Source organism: Pectobacterium parvum, from assembly GCF_020971565.1.
GTDB lineage: Bacteria > Pseudomonadota > Gammaproteobacteria > Enterobacterales > Enterobacteriaceae > Pectobacterium > Pectobacterium polare.
Window position 1 is genome coordinate 2,140,141 of sequence record NZ_CP087392.1, and the last position, 13,550, is coordinate 2,153,690.

Here is a 13,550-nt window from a genome sequence, read left to right on the forward strand (position 1 = left end):
AGGCACGTAGCACGCACTTTCACGGGTAAGGAATGCATCATGCCCCTTTGATAACAGAAATGTTGCCTTAATTTAATGAATCGTACTTAAGGTTACAACGAAAATCTAACGGTAACGACGATAGCCGGTGTGCACAGAGTAAGGTTTATATCCGTTATACTTCAAACTGCTTGTGTGTTGGCAACACTTGGGTTATCTCTGAGCCTCACCTGATTTGAGCAGCGTTGTTCAAAAGTGTTAGCGTTTTGTCATACAACTCGAATATGTCAAAAAACGAGAAAAAAACGATACAACCTTAAAAAAACCTCGATAGCTGCCGATAAATTAGAAATCATGTAGATGATGATATTTCTTGATTTAATATGAAAGGGTTACAGTGATATGAGTACTAAATCAGAACGACGTTGGAAGCTGGCAAGTATAGTCTTATTGACGTTTTTGGTGATGTTATTAGCTTTATTGATTCAAACAAGTTAATTCATCTCATGGCTGAACAATTAGGTTATAAATAATATCCATTATGTAGTGTATTAATGAAAATTAATAGATAGCATAAAATAGATAATCGATTTTAAACATCGAAATAGGTATGCAAATTATAATTTTTTGTTATTTTTGCAGTCGCTTCTGTAGCAGAAGCATGACGATTCTTGCGTATTTATTACATAATAGAACCTGAAATGCGCTTATTGTGTAGCTTCAAAGAAGCTGGTGAATATAGATGCCAACGTGTGCTATCGAGTATTAATGAATCAGTGATGACGTGAATTTGTGCGGCATATCCACGACTGATAAAAAAGCCCTTGCCATCGTTTACAGAGTGTGTAATAAACCTTTCTGGGTAAAACGAGGTACAGTTCTGTATATGAATGGCATTTTCAGTAAAGAAGACCTAAGTACAACCTTCAGTGTTGCATGCTGCTTCTCTGCCGATCTTTATCTTAGTGCCTCAAGCAGTAACGACTTTGGTTTGTCTGTATAACGCCTTTTTGGCGGTTTAAACAATTAAAGGAAATATTTGAAATGGCAAAGATTAAAGGTCAGGTTAAGTGGTTCAACGAGTCTAAAGGCTTTGGTTTCATCACTCCTGCTGACGGTAGCAAAGATGTATTCGTACACTTCTCTGCAATTCAAGGCAACGGCTTCAAAACTCTGGCTGAAGGCCAGAACGTAGAATTCGAAATTCAGGATGGCCAGAAAGGTCCTTCTGCAGTAAACGTTACTGCGCTGTAATTTTACAGCTCTGTTGCAAAACCCGCCATGGTGCGGGTTTTTTGTTGTCTGCGTTTTATCTACACCCGTAATACTTTTATCTACACGCATAATGCAATGAAGACGTTTTTAATGAGGAAAATGTGCCGATGAGTTATCAGTGTCCGCTATGCCAGTTACCTCTGGAGCGACACCCGCGGCAATGGACGTGTGGTAAACATAGTTTTGACCGTGCGAAAGAAGGGTACGTTAACCTGTTGCCGGTACAGTTTAAGCGTTCAAAGCAGCCTGGTGATAGCGCTGAAATGATGCAGGCGCGTCGCAGCTTTCTGGAGGCCGGTCACTATCAACCGCTACGTGACGCCGTTGCGCAGCACGTTGATCGTATTGTGACAGATGACGCTGCGGCGTTGTTGGATATCGGCTGTGGTGAAGGGTATTACACTGCAGAGTTTGCCCATCGTCTGACATCTCGCAGAACGATGACGATATACGGGCTGGATGTTTCCAAGGCGGCGATTCAGCGGGCGGCAAAGCGGTATGACAACGTTGAGTTTTGTGTCGCATCCAGCCAGCGACTGCCTTTCCAGGACCAATCCCTTGATGCTGTGGTAAAGATCTATGCGCCCTGTAATGACGCGGAATTGCAGCGCACCGTTAAGGTTGGCGGTTGGGTGGTGACGGTATCTCCGGGGCCACGACATCTTTATCAACTGAAAGCAGAAGTCTACGATGAGGTGTTATTACACCCAAGTAAAGATGAAGTGCTTGCAGGTTTTCAGCTTATTGATCAGCAAACGCTCGCGTACCCAATGCAGTTATCTGGGAATGAGGCCGCGGCGCTATTGCAAATGACGCCCTTTGCCTGGCGGGCAACGCCAGACGTTAGCGAGCGACTGCAAGCGGCCACCGCTTTTAGTTGTGAAACGGATTTTATTATCCGCTTGCATCAGCGTGTTGATAGCGATGCGGTAGGTGCGTAATCAGGAATAATAAAAACGGGCAGCGCGATAATCGGGCTGCCCGTTAATGTGAAATGTATTTTATACCCTAGATAATTCGCGTTGCGTGAAGGCGACAATCGCGGGAATCCCCAGAAGCTTACATGAGTAAGTGACTGGGGTGACTAAGAGCAGCCAACGCACAAGCAACGTGAAGTATGACGGGTATATCAGGCGGCGTAGCCGAGGTGCTCGTACAGAATATTGCAGCCGATACCAATCAGAACCAACCCGCCAACAACTTCCGCTTTCTTGCCGAAGATAGGGCCGATATAGCGGCCAATCATCATTCCGAGCGTCACCATAATCATGGTGGCACAGCCAATGACCATCGCGGTATGGAAAATATTGACCTGAAGGAAGGCCAGACCGACGCCAATTGCCATGGCATCCAGGCTGGTGGCGATGGCGGTACAAACTAACAGTGCCAGGCTATGGTTTTTGACTTTTTCGCAGCGGCAGTCTGAGGAGTTTTTGAGCCCCTCAACGACCATACGACCGCCCAAAATGACTAACAGGGTAAAGGCAACCCAGTGATCCCATTCGAGAATATATTGGCTGGCAAAAAGACCAAGTGCCCAGCCGATGAGCGGGGTGATAGCTTCGATAACGCCAAAGATGAGGCCGGTACGAATGGCATCGCGGAAACGGGGGTTATGCAGTACGGCACCTTTACCAATTGACGCGGCGAAGGCATCCATTGACATACCAAATGCTAGGATAAGTGTTGCTGACATGTTCATTGTAAGTAGCCTCGGCTGGACGATTAACCATATACACGCAGATCATCCCCAACCCGAATGACGATCTTACGTGTCTATGGTCTCGCCTGCCAATCACGCTTGGCCGCCCGCACCACGTCTATGCTCCGGTAATAGGAGATAAAACGAGTATGTTGATACGAGCATTTCTGATGAATTATTGTGAATGTTAATTAATCAGAAATCGGCTACTCCCCAATGACGGCGCAACCTTACCATATTATTTGTGGTGCAAACAACACTAAAAGTTTTAAGTGTTAATAATGCAATTGATAATTATTTTCATTTGGGCGTTGATAATGGAGGATCGTATAAAATAACGACAAAGTCATTGTGGTTAAAATACCATCTAAATATGAGGTGTATAGCCAACGTTATTTTAAATAATTTAAAGGTAAACTTACCTCATTGATTCTCAATCATAAATTTATATATTCTCTCTAAATCGTCGAGCTGTGCAACCTGTATCAATAAACGGCGTTTCTCCAGTTCAATAACTAATATGCCATCCTCAGATAAATTCATATTTTTAATTCTGGTATAAGGAATGAATATATTCGCATAAAAGAATCCGGTTGATTTAAACACCAGTTTGGGACGACGAATATAGGCCAGATAGCACGCCATGAAGGCCAGCGAAATCAAAAGATAGGTGGTGATAATGGCACCATTACTCATCACATTCTGGTAAATAAGAATGCCGACTAAGCCGACAAAAATCAGCGTATCGAGTCGATTCATCCGCTTCAGCGGGACGAGGAGTTGGGTTTTTCCTTTGAGTTTATCCATGATGAACTCATCATAGATGGCATAAACCAGTGCTAACGCAATCAACACCACCAGCGTGATATCCGTCATCGTCATCCGTATTACCCTTGTCCGTTAACTATCTGTGTTCGTGAATAAAATGGCCGGGCGTGTTGGCACCCGGCCACTGAACATTACACGCCGAGCAGGCCGATCCAGTACCCGAAGATACCAATGGCGAAGAAGCCCATAATTAGCCACAGCGCATTTACCTTGCGCCGTAATAGCCACATACAGCCGAACGTCAGCAGCAGGGGAACAAGCCCCGGCATGAGCTGGTCAAGGATGGATTGAACGGTGGTCACCGTGGTTTCCCCGTTCTGATTCGTCACTGTCGACACCACCATCGGGATGTTGACGTGAGTCCATTTATTGACCAATGCCCCCATGACGAACAAGCCGAGGATAGAAGCCGCTTCGGTCATTTTTTGCAGGAAACCGCCGCCCATATCACTGACGATATCGATCCCTTTGCGGTAGCCGTAGGCGACGCCATAGTAACGCACCAGCAGGCGAACCAGGTTAAACAGGACGAAGAAGAGCACTGGCCCCAACAGACTGCCGCTCATGGCAATCCCTGCGCCTAGCGCAGCGAATACCGGACGGGCGGTACCCCAGAATATTGGGTCGCCGACACCCGCTAGTGGCCCCATCAGCCCGACTTTCAGACCGTTTATTGCCGCGTCGTCAATAGGAGCACCGTTAGCACGTTGCTCTTCCATCGCCATTGTTACGCCGAGTATCGGAGCGGCAACAAAAGGCTGCGTATTGAAAAACTCCAGATGGCGCTTGATTGCTTGTTTACGCTCTTCCGAATTTTCAGGATAAAGACGGCGAATCACTGGCACCATGGAAAAACAGAAGCCGAGTGCCTGCATACGTTCAAAGTTCCAGGAGCCTTGAAACAGGTTGGAACGGATAAACACCGCGCGGATATCGCCGTCAGTGAGTTTTTTGACTTTCGTATTTTCGACCATTTCTCTCACTCCTGTTAATCCAGTTCGTTATCAAGACCGTTATTGCCTGATGCGACAGACTGGCCTTGAACCTTGTTATATTTCGGGCTGAGTTGGATATACAGCACCGCCATCACAATACCGATTACGCCCAAAGCCACCAGATTGAACTCAGTGAAGGCAGCGGTAACGAAACCAAGATAGAAGAACGGCATCAGGTAACCCGCGCGCATCATGTTGATGACCATCGCGTAACCAACAACGACAATCATCCCACCGGCGATATTCAAGCCGTTAGTGACAACGTCTGGGATGGAGTTCAGCAGAGCGTGAACGGCGTCGGTGCCAACGGAAACGGCAACGATCACGGCAGGAATCGCGATACGCATGGCTTGAAGCAGCAAGGCGGAGACGTGAATCCAACTGATAGCCGTTAGATTACCTCGCTCTGCCGCGCTGTCCGCCGCATGCTGGAACGCAACCGTGATGGTACGAACAATGATGGTTAAGACTTGCCCAGCTGCCGCAAGCGGAATTGCCAGAGCAATCCCAGCACCAATCCCTTGACCGCCAGCAATAACCAGAATGGTTGAGATAATGGACGCCAGCGCCGCATCTGGTGCCACAGCTGCACCGATGTTCATCCAGCCTAACGCGATCATTTCCAGCGTACCGCCAATAATGATCCCGGTTTTTAAATCACCTAATACTGCGCCAATCAGCGTACAAGCGACGAGTGGACGGTGGAATTGGAATTCATCAAGAATCGAACCCATCCCCGAAACACAAGCGACGAGAAATATCAGCACAATTTGAAGTGTGGTAATCTCCATCGTACTTCTCCTATAAAATGTGTCTGAGTAAAAATAAATCGCCATCCCCGTTGATTTTCTATGTCAACGTAAAATTTTCAATGTCGACATAAATACCTATCTTGAAAATCGTCAGGTCGATAAAACTATTATTGATGGTGACAGTAGCGTTAATAACCTTCGCAGCACGATAGGTATCAACGCGGCATTTTGTTAATCAAGTCCATCATTTTAATCCGGGAATCGGTTGATACTTTTCGAACCTCCAATTCAATACCGCGTTTATCTAATTCACGGAATGCCGCAATATCCTTCTCATCGATAGAGACGGCATTATTCACCTGCGTTTTTCCTTGTTTGAATGCCATCCCGCCAATATTGACCGAGGTGATATTTACGCCATTTTCGATCAGCGTTAAGACATCCGTCGGATTGGTGAACAACAGCATCACGCGGTCGGCGGCATATTTCGGATTGTCATAAACACGAACGGCCTTTGCCACATCCACCACGTGCGCGGTAACGCCCGGTGGCGCAACTTGAGTCAGCAACGTTTTACGCACGTGATCGGCAGCAACTTCATCGCTGACAACAATAATGCGTGAAACATTGGTTTCTTTCGTCCAGCGGGTGGCGACCTGACCATGAATCAGACGGTCGTCGATACGCGCCAACCCAATCTTCATATGTTCGCCGGGTCCTGCCGGTGTGGGGACAGCTTTTGGGGGCGGTGGAGGAGAAAGGGGGGCTACTTTGGCTTTTTCCTGATGCTTTAGGGCTTTTACGCCATCTCTACCAGCTTCCAACGCGATAGAAACCAGATCGGAGAAGGACGGGTTATCATCCCGAGCCATAAAGGTTTCCGCTAGCATGGGAATATTTACGCCGGCGATAACATCATGGTTTTCTTTGTCGGTGACGAGGCGGCTGGCGGCGTTGAACGGGCTGCCGCCCCAGGTATCAACGAGAAACAGCACGCCTTGTGATGTGTCTAACTGCGTGAGTTTTTCCTGATATTTTTCTATCAATGTTTCGGCGTTTTCTCCAGGAACGAAATCAATCCAGGCGACATTACTTTGCTCGCCAAGAATCATTTCTGCTGTCTTTAACAGCGGTCCCGCAGTGGCGCCGTGAGTGCATAACATGATTGCAATACTCACTTGCTACCTCCTCACGTTCACGATCAAAAAAGAGTCAATGTGTCAGGAAACCGGGTCAGCGTTCACAAGCTGAACGTTAACCGTCGCGGTATTAGTATGGCTGCAAGAAAAAATTTTACCGTGGATTCATGACATTCACTGTGTTCCTCCAGGTTGTCAGGTTAGAAATCGTGACTGACAGATTTATTTTACTTATCGAAAAAATAAATAGTGTGATGATGCTCTAATGCTGACCAGTTAAACCAAGGGCTAAAAGGGCTCTGAATGGGAAAGTTTGGGCGTGTTATCAATGCGAAGTCGGCCGGAAGAAATTCTTTGTGAAAATTGGTAACAACCTGTTAGAGTAAACGTCCCTTAAATTGCTTAGGAGCACTGGGCATCAGCCCTTCCCATGGACTGTCACCGACAAAACGTTCTCTGTTTTCCCGCTAATGCTGGCGGTTTTCTGTACTCAGCTGGTCACTCAGACCACATTCAGAATCTCTCTGATTCACACCAACTCTTTTTATTACCATTCAATGCGGCTCATGCATTGATGTCATCTGCTCGTTCATTTTCTGGAGTCTGACATGGAATTTTTGCTAGATCCTTCAATCTGGGCAGGCTTATTGACGCTGGTGGTACTGGAAATTGTTCTGGGTATCGACAATTTGGTGTTTATCGCCATTTTGGCGGATAAATTACCCCCCAAACAGCGAGATAAAGCCCGCATTATCGGTTTAAGCTTGGCGCTGTTAATGCGTCTGGGGCTGTTGTCTTTGATTTCCTGGATGGTCACACTGACGCGTCCATTGTTTAGCCTTGGCGATTTCAGTTTCTCGGGTCGTGACCTGATTTTGCTGTTCGGTGGTGTGTTCCTCTTGTTCAAAGCTACGATGGAGCTGCATGAACGGCTAGAGAATAAAACGCACGATGGCAACGGCAATCGTGCCCACGCGAGTTTCTGGGCTGTGGTGGCGCAGATCGTCGTGCTGGATGCCGTGTTCTCGCTGGATGCTGTGATTACTGCGGTGGGCATGGTCGATCACTTGGGCGTCATGATGACGGCGGTGATCATCGCAATGGGTGTCATGCTGATTGCTTCTAAACCGTTGACCAACTTTGTTAACGAACATCCAACGGTGGTTGTCCTGTGTCTCAGCTTCTTGCTGATGATTGGTTTGAGCCTGATGGCGGAAGGTCTTGGCTTCCATATTCCTAAAGGTTATCTGTACGCGGCGATTGGCTTCTCTATCCTGATCGAAATGTTTAACCAGATTGCCCGTCATAACTTTATGAAGCATCAGTCGCACCGTCCTTTGCGTGAACGTACCGCAGAGGCCATTCTGCGCCTGATGGGCTCACGGAAAAACACGGACGATGTGGATTCTGATGAACCGCAGAAGAAGCTCACAACAGAGGAATTCGCCGAAGAAGAGCGCAATATGATCAGCGGCGTGCTGACGTTAGCCTCGCGTTCACTGCGTAGCGTGATGACGCCGCGGACTGAAATTTCCTGGGTGGATAGTGCAAGTTCTGTCGAACAGATCCGTATGCAATTGCTGGATACGCCTCACAGCCTGTTCCCAATCTGTCGCGGGTCGCTGGATGAAATTATCGGCGTGGTCCGTGCCAAGGATCTGCTGGTGGCGTTGGAAACACAAACTGATGTGGAAAATTTTGCTGCGGCTAACCCACCTATCGTCGTGCCGGAAACGCTGGATGTGATTAACCTGCTGCCCGTTCTGCGTCGTGCGAAAGGTAGCCTGGTCATAATTGCCAACGAATTTGGTGTGGTGCAAGGGTTGGTCACGCCACTGGACGTACTGGAAGCGATCGCGGGTGAGTTCCCGGATGAAGACGAAACGCTGGATATCATCCCAGACGGCGAAGGCTGGCTGGTGAAAGGCGGAACGGATCTACACGCTTTGCAACAGGTGGTGGATAGCAGCGAGCTGGTTGATCCGAAGGAAGAGTATGCATCACTGGCAGGAATGCTGTTGGCGCATAGTGATGAATTCCCGAAAGTCGGTGCCATCATTGAGTTGTACAACCTGCGCTTCCACATCATCGAAGTGTCCGAATACCGTATTGAATTGGTGCGTGTAGAACGTATCGTCGATCGGGAAGAGGATGAAGACGCGTAAGTCGTTCTGCGTAAGTAGATGACAAAATGAAGCCCCGCCAATGTGGCGGGGCTTTTTCGTGGTGTGAATAAAAGCAGGTGTGGAGTTAAAACGAATGGCTCACACTGCTTTTTAATTACAGAGTACGTTAATCACACTGTACTTTAATCGCCAGTCCGCCCCGTGAGGTTTCGCGGTATTTGGCGTTCATGTCTTTACCCGTTTCGTACATGGTTTCAATCACCTTATCCAGCGAGACGCGTGCTTCGCTAGTGCGGCGGGTCGCCATGCGGGCAGCGTTAATCGCCTTAACGGAAGCAATCGCGTTACGTTCGATGCACGGAACCTGTACTTGGCCGGCAACCGGATCGCAGGTTAAACCCAGATTGTGTTCCATGCCGATCTCGGCGGCGACGCAAACCTGTTCCGGGCTCGCGCCCATCAGCTCTGCCAGTCCAGCGGCGGCCATGGAACAGGCGACGCCCACTTCACCCTGACAGCCCACTTCGGCACCGGAGATGGAGGCGTTCATTTTGTACAGAATGCCGACCGCGCCCGCTGCGAGGAAATAACGAATATAAATGGTCGGACTAACGGGCTCGATGAAGTGGTCGTAATAAGCGAGGACGGCAGGGACGATGCCGCACGCACCGTTCGTTGGCGCGGTAACCACTCGGCCACCTGCGGCGTTTTCTTCGTTCACCGCCAGCGCGAACATATTGACCCAGTCCACCACGTTCATCGGGTCGTTGGACAGCTTATCGGTAGACACCAGCATACGACGCAGAGCAGAGGCACGACGTGGTACGCGCAGCGGGCCGGGCAATACGCCTTCGGTGTTCATGCCACGATCGATACAGGCACGCATTGTCTGCCAGATATCGGCGAAGTAGGCGTCAATGTCCTGACGGCTGTGCAGCGCCAGCTCGTTACGCATCACCATCCCGGAAAGCGACAGGCCACTTTGTTTGCAGTGATCCAGCATCTCTTTGGCGGAATTGAACGTATAAGGAACGGATACATCAGTGGCGCTGTCTTTGCCAAAATTCTCTGCATCAACGATGAAGCCACCACCGATGGAATAATAGGTTTTGCTATAAATTTCTTTATTGCCAGCAAAGGCGGTGACCGTCATGCCGTTTTCGTGCAGCGGCAGATTTTCACTGCGGAAAACCATACCGCCTTCGCGTGGGAAATCTACCTCGTGCTGCCCGTTAGCCAGCAGCAGGCGTTCGCGTTGCTCAACATCGCGGATGAAACCGGGAATGGCATCAATATCAACGGTATCTGGCATGTTGCCCGCCAGACCCATAATGATAGCGATATCTGTATGGTGGCCTTTACCCGTCAGCGACAGCGAGCCATACACATCGACGGCAATGCGCGTGGTTGCGGTCAGTCGATCCTGGTCGATCAATTCATCGACAAATTGTTTACCGGCTTTCATCGGTCCAACCGTATGAGAGCTAGAGGGGCCAATACCGATCTTAAACATGTCGAAAACGCTTATCACGCGAAACTCCTCAAAGACTCAGAGCCGTACTCACTCTTTGTTATCTGATCGCCTGCATCCGGTTCCTTCATCATAATCAGATAGTTATGCTGAGAATTATCTGATGATTTCAGTTCCAGCGAGACATGACCTGAATTTTAGTGAATACATACCCCCAAGATTAGAATAAAACTCGTCAAATCGCGCTATTGTAGTGTGGAATATGTCGTGTGGCTTTCTTTTTCGCATGAAATAAACTTATGTCATCACATAATTTAACTTATCCTAAATACGATCTAAGTCATTGTAAATGCTATGGGTGGGTGTTTTTTGATCGTAAAGGCCTCTTTTTAAATAAGGATATTTGGCGAGGGAAAAGAAGTGGTGAGCCAAAAGCCGCTGAACGCGGCCTTAAGCTTAGAGCCTGTCGGAAATCTGTAAGGCGAGCTGGTGGATGATGGCGGCGGTTAGCCCCCAAACAAACTGCTGCTGATACCAGGAAAGATAAACCCGATGCCGTTGCTGCTTGCGCTCGATATCCAGTGGATAATAGCGCGTCAGCGCGAAGGCCTCGTCCAGCGGCATTTCAAACAGTTCGGCGACTTCATCTTCATTGGGATGGAAGCGAGTCTGTGGAGCGATCAGCCCGACAACCGGTGTGACCTGAAATCCACTGACGCTGTCCAGCGGCGGTAATACGCCCAACACCTGTACGTTTTCCGGTGGGATAGCTACTTCTTCCTGCGCTTCACGCAGCGCCGTTTCGATGATTGAACGATCTTCTTTATCCGCCGCCCCGCCGGGGAACGCCACTTGCCCTGCATGCTTACGCAGTTCAGCAGAACGTCGGGTCAATAACAGCGTGGGCGTAGGGTGACAAATAATTGGCACCAGAACCGCAGCCTGACGCTGCTGGTGCACAGGCCGCAGCGATGGCGGAAGCTGTAACTGAAAGCGCGTAATAAAATCGTTCAGCGCAAAAACCGTTGGCGGCAAGGCGATCTCACTCATTGACTCGGTACCTGAATTGTCTGGGAGCCATCCAGCAGGGGAAGAATGCGGCCCACTTTATCAAACGTTTCCTGATATTCAGCCTGTTCCTGACTGTCAGCGACGATGCCGCCGCCCGCCCAGCAGTAAATTCTGCCGTGTTCGGTTAATAGCGTTCTGATGGTGATATTGGTATCCATGGTGCCGCACAGGCTGATGTAGCCGACGCTGCCGCAGTAGGCGTTGCGACGCTGAGGTTCCAGTTCTTCAATAATCTGCATCGCGCGGATTTTGGGCGCGCCGGTAATCGAGCCGCCGGGGAAACAGGCGCGTAGCAGCGTGGTTGCGGGGCAATCTTCCGGTAGCTGTGCTTCAATGGTGCTGACCAGATGGTGCACCGCGGGGAAAGGCTCGACGACGAACAACTCCGGCACGCGGACGCTGCCCGGCACGGCGACGCGACCGATGTCGTTACGCAGGAGATCGACAATCATCAGGTTCTCTGAGCGATCTTTCTCCGAATTAGCGAGCCGCACCGCCTGTTGTTTATCGGCATCTGGGTCGGCGAGGCGCGGCAGTGTGCCTTTAATCGGGCGCGTTTGAATGCGGTGATTTTCCAGCCAGAGAAAACGCTCTGGCGATACGCTGATGACGGTATTTTCCGGCAGGCGCAGGAAGGCGGAAAAGGGCGCTTTATTGCCTACTGACAGTCGTAAAAATGCCTGCCATTCATCGCCCTCGTAAGCCGCAGAAAAGCGCTGTGCCAGATTGACTTGATAGCAGTCTCCCGCCAGAAGGTAGTCCTGTATTTTGCAGAATTTTTCGCCATATGCTTCGCGTGACATATTCGGCTGCCAGGCGCTGGTAAGGCTGAAATCGGATTTTGGGGCGTTAACGGACGGAGTCGCTAACCAATCGAGCCGTGCCTGAAGGGAATGATGTACGATCAACGTTAACGTTTTTCGATGGTGATCGGCAACCAGCGCCCAGTCGTAGAGACCCACCGCCATATCCGGTAAATCAATATCTTGCTCGGCCTGTGCGGGCGGCGTTTCAATCTGCCGTCCCAAATCATAGCCGAACAGGCCAAGTGCACCTCCCTGAAAAGGGAAATCAGGATGTACTTCAGCGGGCAACGCCAATGAATCAAGCTGCTCTTGCAGTAAAGTGAATGGATCGCCGTCCACGATGTTCGTTACACCGTCACGTGTGATTTCCGTTTTGCTTCCGCGCGTGCAAAGTGTGACTCGCGGATCGGCGACTATAATATCGAAGCGATTATGCGGATGATCGGCAAACCCGGAATGCAGCAACATCGCCCACGGCTGGTGGGAAAAGGGCGCAAAGCGATCGAGCAGCACGGTCGGGTAGTAAGGCTGCGCGTGATAAATAGCGGCGGCAGCCGTCGCGATAGTCGAATCGCTGGTGTCAGTTACGTGAGTCGTATTGGCGGCAGTCATGTTCTTCGTGTTGTGTCTACAGTATGGTTGTGTTGATAGCGCGTCGATTTTCCTGACCACAGCGTACCACAAAGCAGAAATGCTGGTGTATGCTGAAGCGGGCATGCGATGATACGCGCGAATTTACCAACCAGGAAACTATCATGATTGCAGGTATGCCCGCGCTGACGCACAAGCAGCAGCAAGATGCTGTAGAGCGTATTCAGGAACTCATGTCTGAGGGCATGAGCAGCGGCCAGGCGATAGCACTGGTTGCGGCGGAGATCCGTCAGAATCATCAAGGTGACACCGTCGCGATGATGTTTGACGAAGAGAATGACGAATTTAATGACAGTAATGACAGCGACGAAGAACACCATTTTGATGATGGTGAAGAAGAGGAAGAGCAGTAACCACAATGTCTCTCCCTCTTCTGGATATATAAGACGGTGGCTTATATCGCCGCAATCGCTTTGATTTCGACTTTGAATTTCGGATGCATCAATTTAGCCTGCACGGTGCAGCGTACAGGCGCACTACCCGCCACGACCCAGGCATCCCACGCGACGTTCATCGCGGCAAAATCATCCGCATTGGCGAGAAAAATCGTCACGTCTAACAGCTTGCTCTTATCCGTTCCCGCCTGTTGCAGGATCGCATCTAACTCGCCCAGCGCGTTTTCCGTTTGCGCCTGTGCGTCATCATCCAGATTTTCTGGCACGCTGGTGTAATAGAGAGTGTTGTTATGGATGACGGCGTCTGACCAGCGTGCTTCAGGATTAATTCGTGTGATCGCCATGAGGTGGTGTTTCTCC

14 protein-coding genes are annotated in these 13,550 nt (G+C 49.5%); 5 read left to right on the top strand and 9 right to left on the bottom strand.

The window, feature by feature from the left end:
* Positions 1-865 precede the first annotated feature (865 nt).
* The 3 genes from LOZ86_RS09690 to rlmA all read left to right on the top strand — a co-directional run bounded on the left by LOZ86_RS09690 (position 866) and on the right by rlmA (position 2,195).
* Positions 866-982: a DUF2627 domain-containing protein gene (locus LOZ86_RS09690; RefSeq protein ID WP_106389030.1), complete on the top strand. Its 117-nt coding sequence runs from the start codon at positions 866-868 to the stop codon at positions 980-982.
* Between the two features lie 41 nt (positions 983-1,023).
* A complete protein-coding gene (gene cspE, locus LOZ86_RS09695) occupies positions 1,024-1,233 on the top strand; it encodes a transcription antiterminator/RNA stability regulator CspE (RefSeq protein WP_005968829.1) in 210 nt (69 codons plus the stop codon).
* Positions 1,234-1,361: 128 nt separating this feature from the next.
* A complete protein-coding gene (gene rlmA / locus LOZ86_RS09700) occupies positions 1,362-2,195 on the top strand; it encodes a 23S rRNA (guanine(745)-N(1))-methyltransferase (RefSeq protein ID WP_039480581.1) in 834 nt (277 codons plus the stop codon).
* A gap of 188 nt (positions 2,196-2,383) precedes the next feature.
* Here the strand turns inward: rlmA and mntP are convergent, their stop codons facing one another.
* From mntP to manX, 5 genes are all read right to left on the bottom strand, one after another.
* Positions 2,384-2,956 (bottom strand): manganese efflux pump MntP, encoded by a 573-nt coding sequence (mntP, locus tag LOZ86_RS09705; RefSeq protein WP_039480585.1) that lies wholly within the window; start codon positions 2,954-2,956, stop codon positions 2,384-2,386.
* Positions 2,957-3,379: 423 nt separating this feature from the next.
* Complete coding sequence (locus LOZ86_RS09710; RefSeq protein WP_039480588.1) at positions 3,380-3,838, bottom strand: DUF986 family protein; 459 nt, start codon at positions 3,836-3,838, stop codon at positions 3,380-3,382.
* 77 nt (positions 3,839-3,915) lie between these two features.
* Positions 3,916-4,758, bottom strand: coding sequence for a PTS mannose transporter subunit IID (locus LOZ86_RS09715; RefSeq protein WP_039512598.1), 843 nt, complete (start codon positions 4,756-4,758; stop codon positions 3,916-3,918).
* A gap of 14 nt (positions 4,759-4,772) precedes the next feature.
* Positions 4,773-5,570 carry a PTS mannose/fructose/sorbose transporter subunit IIC gene (locus LOZ86_RS09720; protein ID WP_039300201.1) on the bottom strand — a complete coding sequence of 266 codons (798 nt, stop codon included), beginning with the start codon at positions 5,568-5,570 and terminating at the stop codon, positions 4,773-4,775.
* Positions 5,571-5,746: 176 nt separating this feature from the next.
* Positions 5,747-6,709 (bottom strand): PTS mannose transporter subunit IIAB, encoded by a 963-nt coding sequence (gene manX, locus LOZ86_RS09725; protein ID WP_039480596.1) that lies wholly within the window; start codon positions 6,707-6,709, stop codon positions 5,747-5,749.
* A gap of 569 nt (positions 6,710-7,278) precedes the next feature.
* Between manX and LOZ86_RS09730 the strand changes: the two genes are divergently transcribed.
* Positions 7,279-8,835 (top strand): TerC family protein, encoded by a 1,557-nt coding sequence (locus LOZ86_RS09730; protein ID WP_039480599.1) that lies wholly within the window; start codon positions 7,279-7,281, stop codon positions 8,833-8,835.
* 127 nt (positions 8,836-8,962) lie between these two features.
* Here LOZ86_RS09730 and LOZ86_RS09735 read toward each other — a convergent pair whose 3' ends face one another.
* The 3 genes from LOZ86_RS09735 to pabB form a co-directional block, all read right to left on the bottom strand.
* Entirely contained in the window at positions 8,963-10,327 is a 1,365-nt protein-coding gene (locus LOZ86_RS09735) for an L-serine ammonia-lyase (protein ID WP_039480601.1), read from the bottom strand.
* Between the two features lie 396 nt (positions 10,328-10,723).
* The gene (locus LOZ86_RS09740; protein ID WP_039480603.1) at positions 10,724-11,317 is read right to left on the bottom strand and encodes a CoA pyrophosphatase; all 594 of its coding nucleotides are present in this window, start codon (positions 11,315-11,317) and stop codon (positions 10,724-10,726) included.
* Positions 11,314-12,756: an aminodeoxychorismate synthase component 1 gene (gene pabB, locus LOZ86_RS09745; protein WP_039480605.1), complete on the bottom strand. Its 1,443-nt coding sequence runs from the start codon at positions 12,754-12,756 to the stop codon at positions 11,314-11,316. Before pabB ends, LOZ86_RS09740 begins: the two co-directional genes overlap by 4 nt.
* Before the next feature lie 143 nt (positions 12,757-12,899).
* Here pabB and LOZ86_RS09750 point away from each other — a divergent pair, with 143 nt between their 5' ends.
* Positions 12,900-13,148, top strand: coding sequence for a YoaH family protein (locus LOZ86_RS09750; RefSeq protein WP_039481546.1), 249 nt, complete (start codon positions 12,900-12,902; stop codon positions 13,146-13,148).
* 41 nt (positions 13,149-13,189) lie between these two features.
* Here the strand turns inward: LOZ86_RS09750 and LOZ86_RS09755 are convergent, their stop codons facing one another.
* Positions 13,190-13,534 carry a RidA family protein gene (locus tag LOZ86_RS09755; RefSeq protein ID WP_039480608.1) on the bottom strand — a complete coding sequence of 115 codons (345 nt, stop codon included), beginning with the start codon at positions 13,532-13,534 and terminating at the stop codon, positions 13,190-13,192.
* Positions 13,535-13,550 lie beyond the last annotated feature (16 nt).

Bases quoted from the DNA above. Each gene is read 5' to 3' on its own strand.
- LOZ86_RS09715 (WP_039512598.1), bottom strand. From the start codon at position 4,758: ATGGTCGAAAATACGAAAGTCAAAAAACTCACTGACGGCGATATCCGC.
- LOZ86_RS09750 (WP_039481546.1), top strand. From the start codon at position 12,900: ATGATTGCAGGTATGCCCGCGCTGACGCACAAGCAGCAGCAAGATGCT.
- LOZ86_RS09720 (WP_039300201.1), bottom strand. From the start codon at position 5,570: ATGGAGATTACCACACTTCAAATTGTGCTGATATTTCTCGTCGCTTGT.
- LOZ86_RS09690 (WP_106389030.1), top strand. From the start codon at position 866: ATGAATGGCATTTTCAGTAAAGAAGACCTAAGTACAACCTTCAGTGTT.
- LOZ86_RS09710 (WP_039480588.1), bottom strand. From the start codon at position 3,838: ATGACGATGACGGATATCACGCTGGTGGTGTTGATTGCGTTAGCACTG.
- rlmA (WP_039480581.1), top strand. From the start codon at position 1,362: ATGAGTTATCAGTGTCCGCTATGCCAGTTACCTCTGGAGCGACACCCG.
- LOZ86_RS09740 (WP_039480603.1), bottom strand. From the start codon at position 11,317: ATGAGTGAGATCGCCTTGCCGCCAACGGTTTTTGCGCTGAACGATTTT.
- pabB (WP_039480605.1), bottom strand. From the start codon at position 12,756: ATGACTGCCGCCAATACGACTCACGTAACTGACACCAGCGATTCGACT.
- mntP (WP_039480585.1), bottom strand. From the start codon at position 2,956: ATGAACATGTCAGCAACACTTATCCTAGCATTTGGTATGTCAATGGAT.
- cspE (WP_005968829.1), top strand. From the start codon at position 1,024: ATGGCAAAGATTAAAGGTCAGGTTAAGTGGTTCAACGAGTCTAAAGGC.
- LOZ86_RS09755 (WP_039480608.1), bottom strand. From the start codon at position 13,534: ATGGCGATCACACGAATTAATCCTGAAGCACGCTGGTCAGACGCCGTC.
- LOZ86_RS09730 (WP_039480599.1), top strand. From the start codon at position 7,279: ATGGAATTTTTGCTAGATCCTTCAATCTGGGCAGGCTTATTGACGCTG.